Source organism: Candidatus Phytoplasma ziziphi (genome assembly GCF_003640545.1).
GTDB classification, from domain to species: domain Bacteria; phylum Bacillota_I; class Bacilli_A; order Acholeplasmatales; family Acholeplasmataceae; genus Phytoplasma; species Phytoplasma ziziphi.
In genome coordinates, this window is sequence record NZ_CP025121.1 from 702921 (window position 1) to 725535 (window position 22615).

General features: G+C 21.8%; 13 protein-coding genes and 4 tRNA genes. 14 read left to right on the forward strand and 3 right to left on the reverse strand.

Annotated features, from left to right (window positions below; translation table 11 throughout):
• The first annotated feature begins 545 nt into the window (after nt 1-545).
• From CWO85_RS03385 to CWO85_RS03405, 5 genes are all read left to right on the forward strand, one after another.
• The gene (locus tag CWO85_RS03385) at nt 546-6410 is read left to right on the forward strand and encodes a hypothetical protein (RefSeq protein WP_121464205.1); all 5865 of its coding nucleotides are present in this window, start codon (nt 546-548) and stop codon (nt 6408-6410) included.
• Nucleotides 6411-7023: 613 nt separating this feature from the next.
• A complete protein-coding gene (locus CWO85_RS03390; protein ID WP_121464206.1) occupies nt 7024-7221 on the forward strand; it encodes a hypothetical protein in 198 nt (65 codons plus the stop codon).
• Between the two features lie 379 nt (nt 7222-7600).
• The gene (rpsD, locus tag CWO85_RS03395) at nt 7601-8200 is read left to right on the forward strand and encodes a 30S ribosomal protein S4 (protein ID WP_121464207.1); all 600 of its coding nucleotides are present in this window, start codon (nt 7601-7603) and stop codon (nt 8198-8200) included.
• Nucleotides 8201-8570: 370 nt separating this feature from the next.
• Entirely contained in the window at nt 8571-9326 is a 756-nt protein-coding gene (locus tag CWO85_RS03400; protein ID WP_121464208.1) for a diadenylate cyclase, read from the forward strand.
• Between the two features lie 46 nt (nt 9327-9372).
• Entirely contained in the window at nt 9373-10242 is an 870-nt protein-coding gene (locus CWO85_RS03405) for a DegV family protein (protein ID WP_121464209.1), read from the forward strand.
• Between the two features lie 46 nt (nt 10243-10288).
• On the opposite strand, the gene mscL is transcribed toward CWO85_RS03405, so the two are convergent.
• Nucleotides 10289-10735 carry a large conductance mechanosensitive channel protein MscL gene (gene mscL / locus CWO85_RS03410; RefSeq protein ID WP_161554995.1) on the reverse strand — a complete coding sequence of 149 codons (447 nt, stop codon included), beginning with the start codon at nt 10733-10735 and terminating at the stop codon, nt 10289-10291.
• A gap of 245 nt (nt 10736-10980) precedes the next feature.
• Here mscL and CWO85_RS03415 point away from each other — a divergent pair, with 245 nt between their 5' ends.
• On the forward strand, nt 10981-11748 hold the full coding sequence (locus CWO85_RS03415) for a hypothetical protein (protein ID WP_121464211.1): 768 nt from the start codon (nt 10981-10983) through the stop codon (nt 11746-11748).
• A 69-nt stretch (nt 11749-11817) separates the two neighbouring features.
• Here CWO85_RS03415 and CWO85_RS03420 read toward each other — a convergent pair whose 3' ends face one another.
• Nucleotides 11818-12240, reverse strand: a complete 423-nt coding sequence (locus CWO85_RS03420; protein WP_121464212.1) for an Hsp20/alpha crystallin family protein — start codon at nt 12238-12240, stop codon at nt 11818-11820.
• A 326-nt stretch (nt 12241-12566) separates the two neighbouring features.
• Between CWO85_RS03420 and CWO85_RS03425 the strand changes: the two genes are divergently transcribed.
• The 4 genes from CWO85_RS03425 (at nt 12567) to CWO85_RS03440 (ending at nt 12964) form a co-directional block, all read left to right on the forward strand.
• Nucleotides 12567-12642 (forward strand) — tRNA-His (locus tag CWO85_RS03425).
• Nucleotides 12643-12687: 45 nt separating this feature from the next.
• A tRNA-Gln gene (locus tag CWO85_RS03430) sits at nt 12688-12762 on the forward strand.
• Between the two features lie 28 nt (nt 12763-12790).
• A tRNA-Leu gene (locus tag CWO85_RS03435) sits at nt 12791-12873 on the forward strand.
• A 16-nt stretch (nt 12874-12889) separates the two neighbouring features.
• A tRNA-Trp gene (locus tag CWO85_RS03440) sits at nt 12890-12964 on the forward strand.
• 483 nt (nt 12965-13447) lie between these two features.
• Here CWO85_RS03440 and CWO85_RS03445 read toward each other — a convergent pair.
• Nucleotides 13448-14116 carry a hypothetical protein gene (locus CWO85_RS03445; protein ID WP_121464213.1) on the reverse strand — a complete coding sequence of 223 codons (669 nt, stop codon included), beginning with the start codon at nt 14114-14116 and terminating at the stop codon, nt 13448-13450.
• Nucleotides 14117-14983: 867 nt separating this feature from the next.
• Here CWO85_RS03445 and uvrC point away from each other — a divergent pair.
• The 4 genes from uvrC (at nt 14984) to CWO85_RS03465 (ending at nt 22603) form a co-directional block, all read left to right on the forward strand.
• On the forward strand, nt 14984-16591 hold the full coding sequence (uvrC, locus tag CWO85_RS03450) for an excinuclease ABC subunit UvrC (RefSeq protein WP_236628363.1): 1608 nt from the start codon (nt 14984-14986) through the stop codon (nt 16589-16591).
• Nucleotides 16592-16735: 144 nt separating this feature from the next.
• Nucleotides 16736-19537, forward strand: a complete 2802-nt coding sequence (uvrA, locus tag CWO85_RS03455) for an excinuclease ABC subunit UvrA (protein WP_121464214.1) — start codon at nt 16736-16738, stop codon at nt 19535-19537.
• 19 nt (nt 19538-19556) lie between these two features.
• The gene (gene uvrB / locus CWO85_RS03460) at nt 19557-21530 is read left to right on the forward strand and encodes an excinuclease ABC subunit UvrB (protein WP_121464215.1); all 1974 of its coding nucleotides are present in this window, start codon (nt 19557-19559) and stop codon (nt 21528-21530) included.
• A 191-nt stretch (nt 21531-21721) separates the two neighbouring features.
• A complete protein-coding gene (locus CWO85_RS03465; protein ID WP_121464216.1) occupies nt 21722-22603 on the forward strand; it encodes a DegV family protein in 882 nt (293 codons plus the stop codon).
• Nucleotides 22604-22615 lie beyond the last annotated feature (12 nt).

Consider the following 22615-nt stretch of genomic DNA (forward strand, 5'->3'; position numbering starts at 1 on the left):
GTAACTTTATATAGGAAATTAAACAGAAATAAACGTTTTTTTTAAAATTAATGCGTAATTTTTTATTAAAAGATAATGAATTTCTACTAATTAATTATGTTTTTTTTTTTTTTTAATTTTAAAAAAATTTTCGAATAACTCTTTTCTTAATATTATCTGTTTTAAAGATTTTTATAAAAAATATGAAAATTATTTTTTGAATAATTAGTTTTAAAGATTTTTAAAAAAATATTAAAAGTTTTCAAAACCTAAATTTTTTTTAAAAATAAATGATTTGAATTTTTTCTTTGACATAAGATAAGATTAAAAAAAATTCAAAATTATTATTTAAAAAGCATATATAAATTGTTTTTTTTTTTTTTTGTTTAAAATTTTTACATGAAATAATAAAATAAAATTTAAAATTATTATTTTAAAAGTTAAAATTTTTTTTAACTTAAATAGAAATTAAGAAAGGTATTAAAATAAAATTTAAAATTATTATTTTAAAAGTTAAAATTTTTTTTAACTTAAATAGAAATTAAGAAAGGTATTAAAACCAAAATATGAAACTTCAAACAAAAAAAATATGTTTTCGGACATTCCACGCGATTATCATTATATTTTTTACATTAGGATATTGTTTTTTTAATAATTTAATAAATATCCAGGCGGATCCAACGCAAGATTCAACGCAAGCGGATCCAACGCAAGATTCAACGCAAGCGGGTCCAACGCAAGATTCAACGCAAGCGGGTCCAACGCAAGATTATATAAACAATATAAAAACAACAGAAGAGGCACGCAAGACATCAGAAACAAGCCAATTAAAAATAAAAGCACCTTATTATGTACCACCTTCACCTACTCAACCAGAATTATCTACTGATTTAAAAAATACAAACTTAGGTGAAATTGTAGATAAAGAAAAATCAACTATTGAAGCTAAAGTTAAACAACAAAATGCTAATTTACAAAACAAAAATATTCAAGCTACATCAATAAAAGATACAAAAGCTAAAATTACATCTGATAGTTATAAAGGTGAAGTAGAAGTTCAATTTACTGTTCAACCAGAATTATCTACTGATTTAAAAAATACAAACTTAGGTGAAATTGTAGATAAAGAAAAATCAACTATTGAAGCTAAAGTTAAACAACAAAATGCTAATTTACAAAACAAAAATATTCAAGCTACATCAATAGAAGATACAAAAGCTAAAATTACATCTGATAGTTATAAAGGTGAAGTAGAAGTTCAATTTACTGTTCAACCAGAATTATCTACTGATTTAAAAAATACAAACTTAGGTGAAATTGTAGATAAAGAAAAATCAACTATTGAAGCTAAAGTTAAACAACAAAATGCTAATTTACAAAACAAAAATATTCAAGCTACATCAATAAAAGATACAAAAGCTAAAATTACATCTGATAGTTATAAAGGTGAAGTAGAAGTTCAATTTACTGTTCAACCAGAATTATCTACTGATTTAAAAAATACAAACTTAGGTGAAATTGTAGATAAAGAAAAATCAACTATTGAAGCTAAAGTTAAACAACAAAATGCTAATTTACAAAACAAAAATATTCAAGCTACATCAATAAAAGATACAAAAGCTAAAATTACATCTGATAGTTATAAAGGTGAAGTAGAAGTTCAATTTACTGTTCAACCAGAATTATCTACTGATTTAAAAAATACAAACTTAGGTGAAATTGTAGATAAAGAAAAATCAACTATTGAAGCTAAAGTTAAACAACAAAATGCTAATTTACAAAACAAAAATATTCAAGCTACATCAATAGAAGATACAAAAGCTAAAATTACATCTGATAGTTATAAAGGTGAAGTAGAAGTTCAATTTACTGTTCAACCAGAATTATCTACTGATTTAAAAAATACAAACTTAGGTGAAATTGTAGATAAAGAAAAATCAACTATTGAAGCTAAAGTTAAACAACAAAATGCTAATTTACAAAACAAAAATATTCAAGCTACATCAATAAAAGATACAAAAGCTAAAATTACATCTGATAGTTATAAAGGTGAAGTAGAAGTTCAATTTACTGTTCAACCAGAATTATCTACTGATTTAAAAAATACAAACTTAGGTGAAATTGTAGATAAAGAAAAATCAACTATTGAAGCTAAAGTTAAACAACAAAATGCTAATTTACAAAACAAAAATATTCAAGCTACATCAATAAAAGATACAAAAGCTAAAATTACATCTGATAGTTATAAAGGTGAAGTAGAAGTTCAATTTACTGTTCGACCAGAATTATCTACTGATTTAAAAAATACAAACTTAGGTGAAATTATAGATAAAGAAAAATCAACTATTGAAGCTAAAGTTAAACAACAAAATGCTAATTTACAAAACAAAAATATTCAAGCTACATCAATAAAAGATACAAAAGCTAAAATTACATCTGATAGTTATAAAGGTGAAGTAGAAGTTCAATTTACTGTTCAACCAGAATTATCTACTGATTTAAAAAATACAAACTTAGGTGAAATTGTAGATAAAGAAAAATCAACTATTGAAGCTAAAGTTAAACAACAAAATGCTAATTTACAAAACAAAAATATTCAAGCTACATCAATAAAAGATACAAAAGCTAAAATTACATCTGATAGTTATAAAGGTGAAGTAGAAGTTCAATTTACTGTTCGACCAGAATTATCTACTGATTTAAAAAATACAAACTTAGGTGAAATTGTAGATAAAGAAAAATCAACTATTGAAGCTAAAGTTAAACAACAAAATGCTAATTTACAAAACAAAAATATTCAAGCTACATCAATAAAAGATACAAAAGCTAAAATTACATCTGATAGTTATAAAGGTGAAGTAGAAGTTCAATTTACTGTTCAACCAGAATTATCTACTGATTTAAAAAATACAAACTTAGGTGAAATTGTAGATAAAGAAAAATCAACTATTGAAGCTAAAGTTAAACAACAAAATGCTAATTTACAAAACAAAAATATTCAAGCTACATCAATAAAAGATACAAAAGCTAAAATTACATCTGATAGTTATAAAGGTGAAGTAGAAGTTCAATTTACTGTTCAACCAGAATTATCTACTGATTTAAAAAATACAAACTTAGGTGAAATTGTAGATAAAGAAAAATCAACTATTGAAGCTAAAGTTAAACAACAAAATGCTAATTTACAAAACAAAAATATTCAAGCTACATCAATAGAAGATACAAAAGCTAAAATTACATCTGATAGTTATAAAGGTGAAGTAGAAGTTCAATTTACTGTTCAACCAGAATTATCTACTGATTTAAAAAATACAAACTTAGGTGAAATTGTAGATAAAGAAAAATCAACTATTGAAGCTAAAGTTAAACAACAAAATGCTAATTTACAAAACAAAAATATTCAAGCTACATCAATAAAAGATACAAAAGCTAAAATTACATCTGATAGTTATAAAGGTGAAGTAGAAGTTCAATTTACTGTTCGACCAGAATTATCTACTGATTTAAAAAATACAAACTTAGGTGAAATTGTAGATAAAGAAAAATCAACTATTGAAGCTAAAGTTAAACAACAAAATGCTAATTTACAAAACAAAAATATTCAAGCTACATCAATAGAAGATACAAAAGCTAAAATTACATCTGATAGTTATAAAGGTGAAGTAGAAGTTCAATTTACTGTTCGACCAGAATTATCTACTGATTTAAAAAATACAAACTTAGGTGAAATTGTAGATAAAGAAAAATCAACTATTGAAGCTAAAGTTAAACAACAAAATGCTAATTTACAAAACAAAAATATTCAAGCTACATCAATAAAAGATACAAAAGCTAAAATTACATCTGATAGTTATAAAGGTGAAGTAGAAGTTCAATTTACTGTTCAACCAGAATTATCTACTGATTTAAAAAATACAAACTTAGGTGAAATTGTAGATAAAGAAAAATCAACTATTGAAGCTAAAGTTAAACAACAAAATGCTAATTTACAAAACAAAAATATTCAAGCTACATCAATAAAAGATACAAAAGCTAAAATTACATCTGATAGTTATAAAGGTGAAGTAGAAGTTCAATTTACTGTTCGACCAGAATTATCTACTGATTTAAAAAATACAAACTTAGGTGAAATTGTAGATAAAGAAAAATCAACTATTGAAGCTAAAGTTAAACAACAAAATGCTAATTTACAAAACAAAAATATTCAAGCTACATCAATAAAAGATACAAAAGCTAAAATTACATCTGATAGTTATAAAGGTGAAGTAGAAGTTCAATTTACTGTTCGACCAGAATTATCTACTGATTTAAAAAATACAAACTTAGGTGAAATTGTAGATAAAGAAAAATCAACTATTGAAGCTAAAGTTAAACAACAAAATGCTAATTTACAAAACAAAAATATTCAAGCTACATCAATAAAAGATACAAAAGCTAAAATTACATCTGATAGTTATAAAGGTGAAGTAGAAGTTCAATTTACTGTTCGACCAGAATTATCTACTGATTTAAAAAATACAAACTTAGGTGAAATTGTAGATAAAGAAAAATCAACTATTGAAGCTAAAGTTAAACAACAAAATGCTAATTTACAAAACAAAAATATTCAAGCTACATCAATAGAAGATACAAAAGCTAAAATTACATCTGATAGTTATAAAGGTGAAGTAGAAGTTCAATTTACTGTTCGACCAGAATTATCTACTGATTTAAAAAATACAAACTTAGGTGAAATTGTAGATAAAGAAAAATCAACTATTGAAGCTAAAGTTAAACAACAAAATGCTAATTTACAAAACAAAAATATTCAAGCTACATCAATAAAAGATACAAAAGCTAAAATTACATCTGATAGTTATAAAGGTGAAGTAGAAGTTCAATTTACTGTTCAACCAGAATTATCTACTGATTTAAAAAATACAAACTTAGGTGAAATTGTAGATAAAGAAAAATCAACTATTGAAGCTAAAGTTAAACAACAAAATGCTAATTTACAAAACAAAAATATTCAAGCTACATCAATAGAAGATACAAAAGCTAAAATTACATCTGATAGTTATAAAGGTGAAGTAGAAGTTCAATTTACTGTTCGACCAGAATTATCTACTGATTTAAAAAATACAAACTTAGGTGAAATTGTAGATAAAGAAAAATCAACTATTGAAGCTAAAGTTAAACAACAAAATGCTAATTTACAAAACAAAAATATTCAAGCTACATCAATAGAAGATACAAAAGCTAAAATTACATCTGATAGTTATAAAGGTGAAGTAGAAGTTCAATTTACTGTTCAACCAGAATTATCTACTGATTTAAAAAATACAAACTTAGGTGAAATTGTAGATAAAGAAAAATCAACTATTGAAGCTAAAGTTAAACAACAAAATGCTAATTTACAAAACAAAAATATTCAAGCTACATCAATAAAAGATACAAAAGCTAAAATTACATCTGATAGTTATAAAGGTGAAGTAGAAGTTCAATTTACTGTTCAACCAGAATTATCTACTGATTTAAAAAATACAAACTTAGGTGAAATTGTAGATAAAGAAAAATCAACTATTGAAGCTAAAGTTAAACAACAAAATGCTAATTTACAAAACAAAAATATTCAAGCTACATCAATAAAAGATACAAAAGCTAAAATTACATCTGATAGTTATAAAGGTGAAGTAGAAGTTCAATTTACTGTTCAACCAGAATTATCTACTGATTTAAAAAATACAAACTTAGGTGAAATTGTAGATAAAGAAAAATCAACTATTGAAGCTAAAGTTAAACAACAAAATGCTAATTTACAAAACAAAAATATTCAAGCTACATCAATAAAAGATACAAAAGCTAAAATTACATCTGATAGTTATAAAGGTGAAGTAGAAGTTCAATTTACTGTTCAACCAGAATTATCTACTGATTTAAAAAATACAAACTTAGGTGAAATTGTAGATAAAGAAAAATCAACTATTGAAGCTAAAGTTAAACAACAAAATGCTAATTTACAAAACAAAAATATTCAAGCTACATCAATAGAAGATACAAAAGCTAAAATTACATCTGATAGTTATAAAGGTGAAGTAGAAGTTCAATTTACTGTTCAACCAGAATTATCTACTGATTTAAAAAATACAAACTTAGGTGAAATTGTAGATAAAGAAAAATCAACTATTGAAGCTAAAGTTAAACAACAAAATGCTAATTTACAAAACAAAAATATTCAAGCTACATCAATAGAAGATACAAAAGCTAAAATTACATCTGATAGTTATAAAGGTGAAGTAGAAGTTCAATTTACTGTTCAACCACAACCACAAACAAAAGAAGATAAACCAGTTTATAAAGAACCATGGTTCTGGATAACATTAACAATTTCAATAATTGTGATTATATCAGTCATATTTGCCATTCGCAAAAAAAACCAAGCATCTAAATAAAAAAGACTTTTAAGTCTTTTTTATTTTTAAATTTTTAATTTTTAAAAAACATATTATAAATGATAAAATATATCATTAAAAAATAAAAAAACCAAAATTTAAAACCAAATCGTTTATAAAAAATAAACAATTTGGTTTTTTTATTTTATCTCAAAAATATAATCTAATTAAATAAAAAAAATTATCAAAAAAATAAATTTTAAATCTTAATTTTTAACAAAACAAAAATATTAAAAAATGATAAAATATTAATATTTTTGTATTTAAAGTGTCTTATTTTTAGCTTCTATTTATAATAGTTATAATAAAATTCCTAGTTTTATTTTAATTTGTCAAAAAAAATTAAAAAAGAAAAGTAATTTTTTTAAATTCAAATTTAACTCCCATAATTTTAATTTATCTTAAAACAATACATTTCAAAAATATCTTTTCAATATGAAAATAAATCTTCGGATTGAATTTAAATATTTAAAAAAAATTCAATTCATAATTTTTCATTTACATATATTTACATTAAAATTATATTTTTTGCTTTAAAATAATAATATAAAGCAAAAATTTTTAATTAATATATTAATATTCGACAATTATATATAGTGAGATTTGTATTAAAATGAAAAAACAAGAAAAAGAAAATAAAATTAGAAGATTCCTCAAAAAAACTAATATTAAAGATTTAAAAATTATTATTTTAAAAAATTGTAGTAAAAAAACACACCTTAAAAGAAATAATAATATTCTTTTTGTAAATGATAAAGTAAATCATTTAGTTCAAAAAGAATTACAAAAATTTAAATTAGAAAAAAAATAAAATTTTATTTATATATCCCAAAAATAAGTTTAATAAGTGTAATTATTAAACTTATTTATTGCATCGACGTTTTATATTATATAATGATAGATAGATGCTGTTTTTTAATTATTTTATGTTCGAAATCGTTTTTTAAGTAACTAATTTTAAATATTTACAATAATTAATGTAAAAATTTATTGATTCTAGGTTTTTTTATTTTATAATATAAAAGATGACCATAATAAATATTTTTTTTAAATATTAAAATTTAATTTCAAATAATATATTATTACTTATTAAAATGAAGTATTTTTCGTTAATTTTTGTTTTTTTGATATAATATATTATCACTCATAAATAATTTATATAAATTTTAAGTAAGGGGTTTTATTTAAAAATGTCTCGTTATACAAATCCAAGTTGGAAAGTTTCACGTCGTCTTGAATATTCTTTATCTGAAACAGGAAAAGAATTAGTAACGAAAAATAATAGTTTAATCAAAAATAGAAAAAAAAAAGATAAAGGTAATTTTAGTATTCAATTAAAAGAAAAACAAAAAGTTCGTTTTGTCTATGGTATTTCAGAAAAACAATTCAAAAGATTTTTTTATAATTCTGCTAAATTAAAAGGCGCTCATGGCGAAAATTTTTTAATTTCGTTAGAATCACGTTTAGATAATATTGTTTATCGTTTAAATTTGGCCAACACAAGAGCACAATCAAAACAATTAATTTCACATGGTCATATTTTGGTAGATTCTAAAAAAGTAGATATTTGTTCTTATTGTGTCAAACCTGGACAACAAATTTCTGTGAAAGAAAAATCTAAAAATTTAAAAATTATTAATTTTGCTTTAGAAAACAAATCTAATAAAAAATTCGAATATATTTGTTTAGATGAAAAAAATTTAACTGGTAAATATGTTAGATACCCAAGAAGAAGTGAATTTTTAACAGATATTAATGAACAATTAATTGTCGAATATTATACTAAATAAAAATATTAAATATTTTTTGTATAACTTAAAAAAATTAATAATTTTAATACTTATTTAAAATTATTAATTTTTTAAAAATTTCTATTTTTAATAATCCCTTAATTATTATTAAAAATAGAAATAAATTAATAAAATATATTAAATAATTTATTAAAAAAATAAAATAAACAGAATATTTTGATTTTTTTAATATAATGATTTTTTTATTTCATTCGAAAAATATTTTATTTTAATTTTTAAAGTAATTTTCATTTATTATAATCGCAAATAAATTTTTTTATTATAATGATTTTTTTACATCTATTTATCATTATATATTTATTTAAAAATATCAAAATACGAAACAATTCGGAAAAAGGCATTTAGAAATATGAATTGGATTAAATTTATTATTTTATTCTTTTTATGTTTATTTGTGATTTATATTTCTTTTAGAATTTTTTTTATTGATAAAAATGAATTTTTTAAAATTATTTATTTTTTTATTTTTGGATTTATTTTATTTAGTTTTTTGATCCAATCTAAATTATATAAATTATTGGTAGAATACATAGATTGCGATATCAAAATTCCTTTAATAAATTTTATTTTATTATCTCCTATTATTATCAGAGCTCCTAATTTAAGAATTTTTTTTAATAATTTGCATAAATTACGCAATAAAAATAAAAAATTCATCCTAGTGAATCGTAATACACAAGAACAAATTTTAGAAGCAATTTTAGAAATGTCTCAAAAAAAAATAGGCGCTTTAATTACTATTGAAAAACACAATTCTTTAGAACAATTTGCTAAAAAATCAATTTTAATTGACGCTCATATTTCGAAAGAATTATTAATGAATATTTTTATCCCTAATACTCCGTTACATGACGGAGCAGTTATAATTAGAGGAAATAGGATTTTATCCGCTGGCGCTTATTTTATGTTATCTGAGGGTCAATGTTTTCAAAAAACAACAGGTTCTAGACATCGTGCTGCTTTAGGTATTAGCGAAAACACTGATAGTATGACTATTGTAGTTTCAGAAGAAACTGGTAATATTTCGATCGCTTTAGAAAGTATCATGTTGCAAATGAAAGACGCTAATCAAATAAAAGAATATTTAATTACTTTCATATTTTAATTTTTTTATATTTTTTTGTTATAGCAATGAAGGAGTTTTATACAATATGAGTATAAAAAAAAAGAAAAAAATAGGTTTTGTAATAGATTCTACTATAGGAGATAATATAAATTTACCTTTTTCATCTGATATTTGCATCGTCCCTTTATCTATTATTTTAGATGGCAAAGAATACTCAGGAAAATCAGATAATAGATTTTTTTTAGATTGTTTGAAACAAAAAAGACAAATTACTACAAGTCAACCAAGTCCACAATTATTTGTGCAAGCTTTCGAAAAACAATTAAATGCAGGTTATGAACATGTAGTATGTTTAACAATATCCCAAAAATTAAGCGGGACTTTTAATAGCGCTTATAAAGCTAAAAAAATCGTAAATAATGAAAATATTACAGTTATTGATACAGGTAGTTTAGGGCCAGGATTTGTTTTCACTCTAAATAAAATTTATGAATATGTCTATAATACTAACTTAAGTTACAAAGAAATTTTTGATAAAGTTATCGAAGAACAAAAGTTAGGTAGTTTTTATTTTTCTTTAGATAATCTAAAACAATTAGTTATTAGCAAAAGAATTAGTAAATTTAAATTTCTTTTGGGCAGTTTATTCAAAATAAAACCTATTTTAAGATTTCAACAAGGAATCATCACTATTGAAAAAAATGTTCGAATTTGGAAAAATTGTTTTCTTTATTTAATAAAATGCATCTTGAATTTTAAAAATTTAGTCAATAAACTTGTTGAAGTAAAAATGTTATATGTCGAAGACGATGTTTATATGCAAGAATTAAAAAAAGAAATCGAAAAATTAAATGATCCTAATATAAAAATCTCTATTTATGGGCCTATTTCTCCAATAATTGCTATTCATTTAGGATCTAAAGGTTTCGGATTGTATCTAAATGTTTCAATATAAATAAATATTTAATGTTTTTTAATTTAAGTGAAAAAAAATAAAAAAATTATTTTTGTTCACTTATTTTTTTTTGAATTTCTTTTAAAATTTGTATTTTTTCTTTCTCTAATTCTAATAATTCTGTTGTCGCATATATTTCTTTTTTTTGTAAATTCGATTGTGTACTCGAATCATTTGTTTTTACAATTTTTTGATAAATATAAATTAATATTGTATATATTACAAGAGAAACTAAAAAAAATTCAAATAAATTTTGAAGAAAATTACCATAATTAATTGAAATATTATTATTTAAATTTATTTTCCAATCTCTAATAGAATGTCGGTTTAATAATAAATTTATAGGTGGCATTATGATATCTGTCGACAAAGAACTAATAACTTTAGTAAATAATTGCCCCATAATAAAAGCAACAATTAATTTAATAATATCTCCTTTAATTATAAATTCTTTAAAACCATTTCTAAATTTTTTTATATTTTCAAAATTCATTTTATTCATCCATACTTTTTTTAATTTTTTTTAAAAAATAAATTTTTTTTATTTCAATAAATTTCAACAAATTTATCATAATTTATTTATATGTTATAATTATAATGTATATTATATTTTTTTATAAAATATCATTTTTTATTATCAATAATAAAATTTCAAAAAATAATTGAAAAATATAAACTATTTTTATATTAAATAAATTTCGATTATTTAATATATATAAAAAAGGAGAAGTGTTGATATTGTTTGAAATATTTTCAGAAAAAATTGTGCCTTTTATAACATCACATTGGCTGTTATTTACTATAACATTTGTTCTATTAATTGGTCCTATTTTAATTTTAATAATAAAATTATGCCAAATATTATTTTTTATTATCAAATGTAATTGTAATTTTTTAATAAAAAATTTAAATCCAAAAAAGAATACACAAACTAAAGATAATGATTTTTCTGAACCATCTAACATTTCAATAAGTAATAATCATCCTTCACAAAATGAAAATTTAAGTTTAATTGAATTAAAAATTTTAGAAATGAAACAAAAAGAAAATAATAATCGACATCAAGAAAATAGTTTATTACGTTTGGAAATGAATCAGCAAATATATCAAAATAAATTGGAAGATAAGTTAGAAATACATAAATTAGAGCAAAAAATCTTTTTTTTAGAAAAAGAAATGCAAAGAATACAAAATAACGAAATTATAGACAAAAATAGAAAAGAAAATTTTTCTAAAAATTACGATAATAATTTTTCAGAAAAAGATAATTCTACAGAAGAAAATGATTTTGTTAAAAATCAAATTCCAGAAAGTTTAAATAAAATATTTGAAAAAATTTCAGATTTTGAAAATGTTCAATTATTAATGTTAAATAAAATGATGAATGATAAGTCTTATTATGATTCTGACAAAAATGTTTTATATATAAACCCTCAAGATATAAATTTTGTTAAAAATTTTTTAATAGGTAAACAAAAAAAAGAAAATATAAAATTAACTAATTAATTTTATTTTATTTTTGATCCAAAAAAAAATCAAATATTATAATAATATTTGATTTTTTATTTTTTTAAATTATTTCAATTCTAAATATTCTTTAGGTTTTGTTTCTTCTCTTTTTTTATTAATTTTTAAAATTAATAAACCATTTTCTAAATGACCTTGAATATCTTTAATGTTAAAATTTTCTCCTAAATTAAAACTACGTCTAATTATACCTGTTATTCTTTCTTTTTTAAGGTAATTAAACTCTTTTTTTGTTTCCTCTTTTTTTGAAGGAAAAGCTTCTAAAATTAAATAACCATTTTCTAAAGAAATTTTAATTTCTTCTTTTTTAAAACCCGGAATTTCAGTTATTAAAACATAGTGATCATTATATTCTTTGATATCAGATTTCATCAAAAAATTAGAAGTATTAAAAAAAGAATCATTTTTAAAATCTTCAAATAAATTTTCTAATAAATCTTGATTTCTATTAATTAATTCAACGACAGACATTTTGCTTATCTCCTCTCGATAAATATATTAATTTTTCTTTTTGTATAAATCTTATTCATTAAAAAACTTATTATCGAACGAAATCACTCAAAAAAATTCATTCTCAAATAAGTGCATTTTTATTATAGCATTTTTTTTAAAAATTTCAATAATTATTTTATTATATAAAAGAATTTTTAATTTTAATAATAGCCCAAAATAATGTATAATAATAAATGTTGTATTTTGTTAAAAAAAATGCTATAATTAATTTATAAAATTAAAATATAGTTATATATAATATATAATGTATAGTATATAATTCTATATTTTTAATAGATATAATGGCGGTTGTGGCGAAGTGGTTAACGCCGTGGCTTGTGGCGCCGCTATGCGTGGGTTCGATTCCCATCAACCGCCCCAATTATTTAATTATTAATTTTATATAAATATATTTTATCAATATAAAGGCTCATAGCCAAGTGGTAAGGCAACGGACTTTGACTCCGTCATTCGTTGGTTCGAATCCAGCTGGGCCTGCCAAATTTTATTTTTTTTTTTTTTATAAAGAGCGGGTGTGGCGGAATGGCAGACGCACTAGACTTAGGATCTAGCGCTTTTAGCGTGCAGGTTCAAGTCCTGTCACCCGTACCAATATTATTTTTGAAAAAGGGATATGATGTCAACGGTAGCATAACGGTCTCCAAAACCGCTTGTTCGGGTTCGAATCCTGATATCCCTGCCATTCATTAAATATTTATTAAAATAAGTAAAAAAATAATAAGCAAAAAAGAGTTATTATCTAAATAACTCTTTTTTATTTTATAATTAAATATTTAAAATTAATATAATATTTGTATTTAAAAAATAAAAATATTATATGTAAATTGAAAATCTTAAAACAAAACTTAAAAAAATCTAATAATAATTAAATATATTTAAAATTCGTATCAAAATTTCTATTAAGAATAATTCGTCTAAACATATTCTTGATTTTGTTAAATTTAGCTGTTATATAATGATTTTAGTTCTATAAAATTCAACACACAACAATAAAAGATTATTCATATTCTATAGTCTTTTTTTATTATTTTTTTTAAATTAAAATATCCAAAAAAATTTATGAATTTATCTAAAATAATTTAAAAATTAGAAAAATAAAAAAATAAATTTTATTTTAAATTGATTTATTATAATAAAAAATGGTTTTTATCATTTTTTTATTTTTTTAAACTTTATCTTTGTACAATGTTAAATTTGTAGTCACTAAATTAATTTTTGGGTTATCTGTATCAAGAAAATCATTTAATAATAATAATTCTGCATTAGATAATAATTGTACTTGAATATATGTTTTCTCACCCCAAAGACTTCGTTTTTTATTAATTTTTAATTTTAAATTTGGTTTATCTTTAAAATCATATAAATTTTGTTCTGTTCCTGATCCTTCTGATAATGATGTTTCTTTAAATAAATTAATATGAGAATTCGGTTGCAATTCTGTATTTTTTAAAGCGAAAGAAATCGGCTTATCTTTAAGTAAATTTAAAATATCTTTTGTATTCATTTTAAAATCTTCTTCTAATTTGGCATTTAAATTTAAGATTTTATAAAAACATTTTTGCGTTTCGGCATCTAAAATAATTTTTCGAAAAAAATCCGCTTCATTAGTCGCTTTATCGTAAGATTCTTGGATGTTTTGTTGTTTATCGTTTATCTGAGATTTATTATTGTCTGTTTCTGAAGAAATTGAAGTTGTCCCTTTTTCTTCTTTTGTTGACGTTTCTTCTTTGCTTAACATTTGCCAAATAAAAAAACTTAAAAAAAATAATATAATTATTAAACCTATTATTAATAAAACTCTTGATTTTTTTTGAGATGTCGCGTCATTTGCCATAATATATTAAATTACCTACCTATTTTATTTATATTAAAATAAAATTAAATTTAATAAAAAATGAACAAAAAAAACATAACAATTAATTAATAATAAATAGTAATAATTAAAATTACTATTAATAATAATTATATACAAAAAAAAGATAAAAAATGATGTTTTTTTATCTTTTTTTGATGAATTAATAATATAAAATATTAAAAAATTATTTAAAAAAGCTTAAACATTTTTTGAATTAAAATGTTTCCTTAGTTTAAAAAAATATGAAATTATCAACTTAATTTTTAGTCTTAAAGAATAATTTAACAATTAAAAATTGTGTTAAAACGAAAAAATCATAATATCGTAATTATTAATATCGGTGTTCAAATAATAAAAAATTATTTAAAAATTTTTATTATTTGAACACCGATAAAACCTCAAATAAATAAGTTTACACAAAACTTGTTTTTTATTTTTACAAACAAAAATAAAAATAAAGATATTTTTTATTTAATAAAAAGAAGAAAAATTTCGAAAAGTTTGTATTATTATTTAAAATAATACAATAGAAATATTGAAACAAAAAGAATATCGACTTATTAACATTAATTTAAACTATTTTAAAAATATTGAAATTTGAATTATTTTAATTAATCATTTTTGTATTTTTAATAACTTATAATTGAAAATAAAAATTTTAAGACCTTATTTTAGGGAAATTTTTATTAATAAAAAATAAAAAAATACTTAAAACAATTATTCAAAAATTTTTACAATCTTTATTTTTATTAAATTAATTAAAGTATAATATTAATATATTATAAGTATTTCAGTAATTGTAATTAAGTAAAAAAATAATATTTTATTATATGAAGGTATAAAAATGTGTTATCAGAAAAACTAAAAATGTTACCATCAGAACCAGGATGTTATCTCTTTCAAGATCAAAATAAAAGTATAATTTATGTAGGAAAAGCTAAAAATTTAAAAAATAGAATTAAAAGTTATTTTACATGTTCTCACAATAAAAAAACTAATCTTTTAGTATCTGAAACTACAGATATAGATTATATTTTAACAAATAATGAATTAGAAGCGCTCATTTTAGAATCAAATTTAATTAAAAAACACACTCCTAAATATAATTTTAAATTAACAAATGATACCAATTATCCTTATATCGAAATAACCAACGAAAAACATCCTAGACTAATCTTAGCTAGATATAAAATAGTCCCTAAAAATAAAAAAATATTCGGTCCTTATCCTAACAACGAAACTGTTAAAGAAACAATAAGCATATTATATCAAATATACCCCTTAAGAAAATGTCATCCTATAAATAAAAAGGCTTGTATTTATTATCATATTAAACAATGTATCGGACCTTGTAATAACCCTAATGTTGATTATCAAGAAAATATCGAAGCTATAACTAAATTTCTAAAAGGTGATAATAAAGAAATTATCAAAAAAATAAAAAATTACATGCAAGAAGCCAGTGAAAAATTAGAATTTGAACAAGCATTGGAATATAAAAAAATTTTATTTCATTTAAAAAAAATAACAGAAAAACAATTTGTTAGCAATATAATCAAAACTAAAAGTTCTGATATTATCGCTCATTATCATGACCAAAACGAAATTTCTATATATATACTAAGGTTAAATCAAGGTAATATTTTCGATCATCATCAGATAGTTTTTTCTTATGTAGGACTTATCGAAAGCAATATTATTACTTATTTAAATTTATATTACCAAGAACAAATGGTTCCCGAAGAAATTATTTTAGGAGAAGAATTAAAAAAAGAAATAAAAAATATTGAAAAATTACTAAAAACAAAAATTTCTATACCTTTTAAAAAAACAAAATTTCATTTATATCAATTATCTTTAAAAAATGCTAAAGAAAATCTTATTAAATATAATTTAATCCATAAATCTAAATTTCAACAAATGCAAGAATATATCGAACTCTTATCCGAATTTTTCCAAAAAAAAATCAATCATATTGAAGTTTTTGATAATTCACATTTATTTCAAAAATCTTTTGTATCAGCTATGATTGTTTTTAAAAATTTTCAATTTGATAAAAAATGTTATCGTAAATTTCATATAGACAAAGAATTTCAAGATGAATATCGTTCTTTTGAATATGTTTTACAAAAACGTTATAAAAAACTTGTAGAGATGAAAGCGCCTTTACCTGATTTAATTCTAATTGACGGCGGAAAAGGACAATTTAATACTTGTTACAAAACTTTAAAAAAAATGAATTTAGATATTGTATTAGGGGCGTTAAAAAAAAATAATAAACATCAATTAGAAGCTTTAATTACGAAAAAAGGAATTTTTTATTTCGAAAATAAAGATAAATTATTTCGTTTTTTATTACAATTAAGTACCGAAGTACATCGTTTTACCTTATTATTTCATCAAAAAACACAACAAAAAGAAACAAAAAAAATTTTATCTTATATCCCAAATTAGATTTAATAAAAATATCAAAAACTATTGAAAATTTGAAAAACAAAAAATTTTAAAAATTAAATATAATTTATGATATTTTTGTTAAATTCTTTATTAAACTAATAAAAAAATAAAATTTAAAATATAAGAAAGTACTATATTCAAATGAATAATAATCAAATAATAAAAATTAGAGGTGCTAAAGTTAATAACTTAAAAAATATTAATTTAGATATCCCTAAATTCAAATTTATTGTAGTAACTGGTATTTCAGGTTCTGGAAAATCTTCTTTAGTTTTTGACACTTTATACCAAGAAGGTAAAAGAAAATATATAGAATCTCTTAATTCTTATTCTAGACAATTTTTAGGAAATTTTGAAAAACCAGATGTCGATCAAATTGAAGGTTTATGTCCTGCGATTAATATTAAAAAAAGAATAATATCTTATAATCCGCGTTCTACTGTTGGAACTATGACCGAAATTTATGATTACTTAAGATTGCTTTATACTAATATTTCTGTTCCTCACCATCCCAAAACTAAACAGCCAATTAAAAATCAAAACTTAGAAGAAATTATGGAACAAATTTTAAAATTAAACCTGAATTCTAAAATTTTTATTTTAGCTCCAATTGTAGAAAAAGAAAAAGGAACACATCAAAAACTTTTCAAACAATTTTTAAAAAAAGGTTTCGATCGTTGTATTATTGATCAAAAAAAAATCTCATTAGAAAACGATTTGCCTTCACTAGAAAAAGATCAATATCATGATATTTATATCGTCATAGATCGTATGGAGATAAATAACAATAAAGAAAGATTATATGATTCTTTAAATTTGGCTTTTTCTTTAGTTCCTGATAAGGTTTTTATTTTACAAGATGGAAAAATTCACAAATTTTACCATAATTATTATTTTTCTGAAAAAGAATTTGTTATTCCTAAAAGAGAAATGCGTCTATTTTCTTTTAATAATACTCATGGAATTTGTACAAATTGTCAAGGACTAGGTGTAAAAAATAAATTAGATCCAAATTTGATTATTTGTTTAGATAAATCTATTAATGAAGGAGGTATCGTTCCTTATTTTTACTATCAAAATGTATATTCTCAAATTCATGATTTAAAAACTTTTTGTCAACATAATAATATCGATATGAATACACCTTTAAAAAAATTAAACCCTAAATTATTAAACATTCTTCTTTACAGAAAACAAGAAAACCTCAAAAATAATAATTTCGATTCACTTAATACAGGAGTTATCAATGTTTTAGAACATTTTTATCATCAAAAAAATGATCTTAATAATATCAATTGGTTTATTAATTTTTTTGTTTCAGAACAAAAATGTGACTCATGTTTAGGAGCTCGTTTGAATGAAAAAGCTTTACTTTTTAAAATTCAAAATCATAATATTTATGAATTAAGTAAATTATCTATAAAAGAATTATTAGATTTTTTTCTTAATTTAAAATTGACAGATGAAGAAAAACAAAAATCTGATTTAATTTTACAAGGAATAATAGATAGACTTAATTTTTTAAAAGATATTGGTTTAAATTATTTAACTTTAGAACGTTGTAGTGCAACTTTATCTGGTGGGGAAATACAAAGAATTAGATTAGCTAATCAAATCGGAGCTAAATTATCGGGTATTTTATATACATTAGACGAACCTTCTATTGGATTACATCCTAAAGATAATGAAAAACTAATTAAAGCTTTAAAAACAATTAGAAATTTAGGAAATACTTTATTAGTGATAGAAAATGATCCAAACACAATTTTATCCGCTGATTATTTAATAGAACTCGGACCTCAAGCAGGAGAACAAGGAGGTCAAATAATAGCCTATGGCACTCCTGAAGAAATTATTAAAAATAAAAAAAGTTTAACGGGACAATATTTATCTGGTAAAAAAATAATTAATGTTCCTGAAAAAAGAAATCCTATCAATCCTCAAAAAATAATCCAAATCAGAAATGTTTCCGAAAATAATCTTAAAAATATCGACATTGATTTTCCTTTAGAAATTTTAACAGTCATCACAGGAGTTTCAGGTTCTGGAAAATCAACTTTATTAAATCAAATTTTAAAATCCAATACTCTAGAAAAAATTTCTTATCACAAAAACGAAAATATTTCTAATACATTTTTGAATAAACATAATAGTATCAAAAAAATTATCAAAATTATTCCTTCTCCTATCGGAAAAAAAACTAAAAGTAATCTAATTACTTATACAAAAATTTTTGACTATATTAGAAATTTATTCGCCTCAACAAAAGAAGCTAAATTAAAAGGTTATACCAAAAGTCATTTTTCTTTTAATAACAAAAAAGGACGTTGCGAACATTGTTCTGGAGAAGGAATAACAAAAATTACTATGCATTTTCTTCCTGATGTCTCTATTAAATGTGTAAAATGTAAAGGTCAAAAATTCAATAAAGAAATATTAAAAATCAAATATAAAAATAAAAACATAGCCGAAATTTTAGATATGACCGTAAGCGAAGCTTTAATCTTTTTTAATAATTTTACTTTTATCAAAAATCATTTTCAAATTTTAAAAGAAATAGGTTTAGATTATATACGTTTGGGGCAAAATTTTAAAACTCTTTCGGATGGAGAATTACAAAAAATAAAATTAGCTAATGAATTTGTTAAAACAAATGTTCAAAATACCCTCTATATATTAGACGAACCTACTATAGGATTACACAGCGAAGATGTTCAAAAATTAATCAAAATAATTCATCATATAATTAAACAAAAAGCAACCGTAATTATGGTCGAACATAACTTAGATATAATTAAAAATGCTGATTATATTATCGATTTAGGACCAGAAGGCGGAAATAATGGTGGATATATTATCGCTAAAGGAACCCCTGAAGAAATTATGCAAAAACCGAAAAGTTACACAGGACAATATTTAAAAAAAATTTTAAATCTAAAATAAATAATAAGGTTGAAATTATATGACATTCAAAATTAAAACTGTATATAAACCAAGCGGCGATCAACCTAAAGCTATTGAACAAATATTAACTAATTTTAAAAAAAATATCAAAGAACAAATTATTTTAGGAGCTACAGGAACAGGTAAAACTTTCGCCATAGCTAATGTAATTCAAAAATTAAATCAAAACACTTTAATTATTGCTCATAACAAAACCTTAGCGGGTCAATTATATAATGAATTAAAAGAAATGTTTCCTGATAATAAAATAGAATATTTTATTTCTTATTATGATTATTATCGACCAGAAGCTTATGTCGTTTCTAATGATACTTATATTGAAAAAACTTCTAAAATTAACTCTGAAATAGATCAATTACGCCATAGAACAATTAATTCTTTAATTTACGGTAAAAATATCATCGTTGTTTCGTCTGTTTCTTGTATTTACGGTATCGGAGATATTAACGATTATAAACTTTCTGTTCTTTATTTAGAAAAAAACAAAATATATTCTTTTAAACAAATTTTAAAACAATTAGTTGAAATGCAATATAAAAGAAATGATATAACATTTGATAGAGGTACTTTTAGAGTTAGAGGTGGAACTTTGGACATTATTTTATCTGCTGAAACTCAACAAGGAATTAGAATCGTATTTGATAATGAAGAAATTGAAAAAATACAAATTTTTGATATTCTTGAAGGAAATATTATTGAAAATTTAAAAAATGTAAGTATCTTTCCTGCTTCTCTTTATGTTACTAATAAAAACAAATTAAAAGAAACTATTAAAAGAATTGAAGAAGAATTAGAAGAACGTATTGAATATTTTCAAAAAACAAATCAATTAATTGAAGCACAAAATATCGTAAAAAGAGTAACAAACGATATCGAAATGTTAAAACAAATCGGTTATTGTAATGGGATTGAAAATTATTCCCGTCATTTATCTCTTAAAAAAGAAGGAGAGCCACCCACAACTTTAATTGATTATTTTGGAAAAAATTTTTTGACTATCATTGATGAATCTCATGTTACTGTACCTCAAATAAAAGGAATGCATGCTGGTAATTATTCAAGAAAAAAAAATTTAATAGAGCATGGCTTTCGTTTGCCTAGTACTTTAGATAATAGACCTCTTACGTTTCCTGAATTTGAAAAAAAAATGGATAAAGTTATTTATTTATCAGCTACTCCAGGAAATTATGAAATAGACAAAAAAATTCCTATCATAGAACAAATTATTAGGCCTACTTTTATTTTAGATCCGATAATAGAATTAAGACCTACTAAAAATCAAATTGAAGATTTGTATTCAGAAATAAAAAAAAGAGCAGAAAAAAAAGAAAGAACTTTAGTTACGACAATAACTATAAATATGAGTGAAGAATTAACTAATTATCTTAAAAAAATAGGAATTAAAGTAGCTTATCTCCATAGTGAAATTAAATCTTTAGAAAGAATGATTATTTTAAAAAAACTTAGAACTGGTATTTATGATTGTTTAGTTGGAGTAAATTTATTAAGAGAAGGTCTAGATTTACCTGAAGTATCTTTAGTAGCTATTTTAGACGCCGATAAACCTGGTTTTTTAAGAAGTGAAAAAAGTTTAATCCAAACTATCGGAAGAGCCGCGAGAAATATCTACGGAAAAGTAATTATGTACAGTGATGAAATAACAAATGCAATGGAAACAGCTATTCAAGAAACTTTACGTCGTCGTCAAATCCAAGAAAATTATAATTTAAAAAATAATCTGAAACCAACTATTATTCATAAAAATATCAAACAAACAACAGATATTAACAAAGATAAAAATGAAAATATTGAATCGTTTTTATTTTCTGGAAAACAATCTCCCGAAAATTATAGTTTAAAAAAACTCCGATCTTTAATGAACAAAGCTTCTAAAAAGTTAGATTTCGAAAAGGCGATGTTTTATAGAAATTTAATTATCAAATTAGAAAAAGACAAAAAACAAACACAATAGAATTTTTACAAAAGTATATTCAAAAAATAAAATCATTTATTCATTTTTAGATATTATTGTCATTATTTATTAATATTAAACATATTAACAAAATTTTTTTGTTATAATAACTTGGTATAATAATCATAAAAATGAATATCAAAAAATTTTGATATAAAATTTTAAAATTTAAAGATTTAAAGGTTTCATAAATGAATAAAATAAATAAAAATAATCAAAATATCAAAATAGCTTCGACATCAACTAGTTGCTTAGATTATTCTCCATATAAAAATCATAATATTGATTTAATTAGAATTAAAATTTTTATCAATAATAAAGAATATATCGACGGCGAAACTATAACAGCTAAAGAATTTTATGATATATTAAATGAAAACACTAATGTAGATGTAAAAACTTCTCAACCTTCTATCGGAGAATTAATATGTTATTTCAGAAATTTAGTTAAAAAAGGTTATAAAAAAACTTTTGTCTTAACTATTTCTCAAAAATTAAGTGGGAGTTATAATGTTGTTTGTCAAGCTCAAAAGCAATTAAAAGACGAAATTGAAATTATCCCTTATAATACTAATACTGTTTGTTTTTCAGAAGGATATTTCGCTTTAGAAGCAGAACGTCTTTTTTCAGAAGGCGCCTCTGTTGAACAAGTTATAAAACATTTAGATTTTTTAAAAGAAAACAATACTATCTTTTTTATCGTTAATTCTTTAACACAATTAATTAAAAATGGACGTTTAAGCAAAACAAAAGGTTTTTTAGGTAGATTTTTTAGAATTAAGCCTATTTTACAAGTTAACAAAAATGGAGAAATTGTTTTAATTGAAAAAAAAATTTCTATGAAAAAAGCTTTTTTATCTATTAGCGATAAAATCAAAAAATACACACAAAATAAAAAATTTTTAATACATATTTTAAGTACTGGAAATAATCATATCAAAGACGAATTTAAAGTTTTTTTAGAAAAAGAATTACAATTAGAAAAAATTATAGAAGTTCCTTCTACCCCAGCCGTAGGTGCTCATGTAGGTAATGATGTTTTCGGAGTAGGAGTCATAATTTTAAATTCTTGATAAAAAAATATT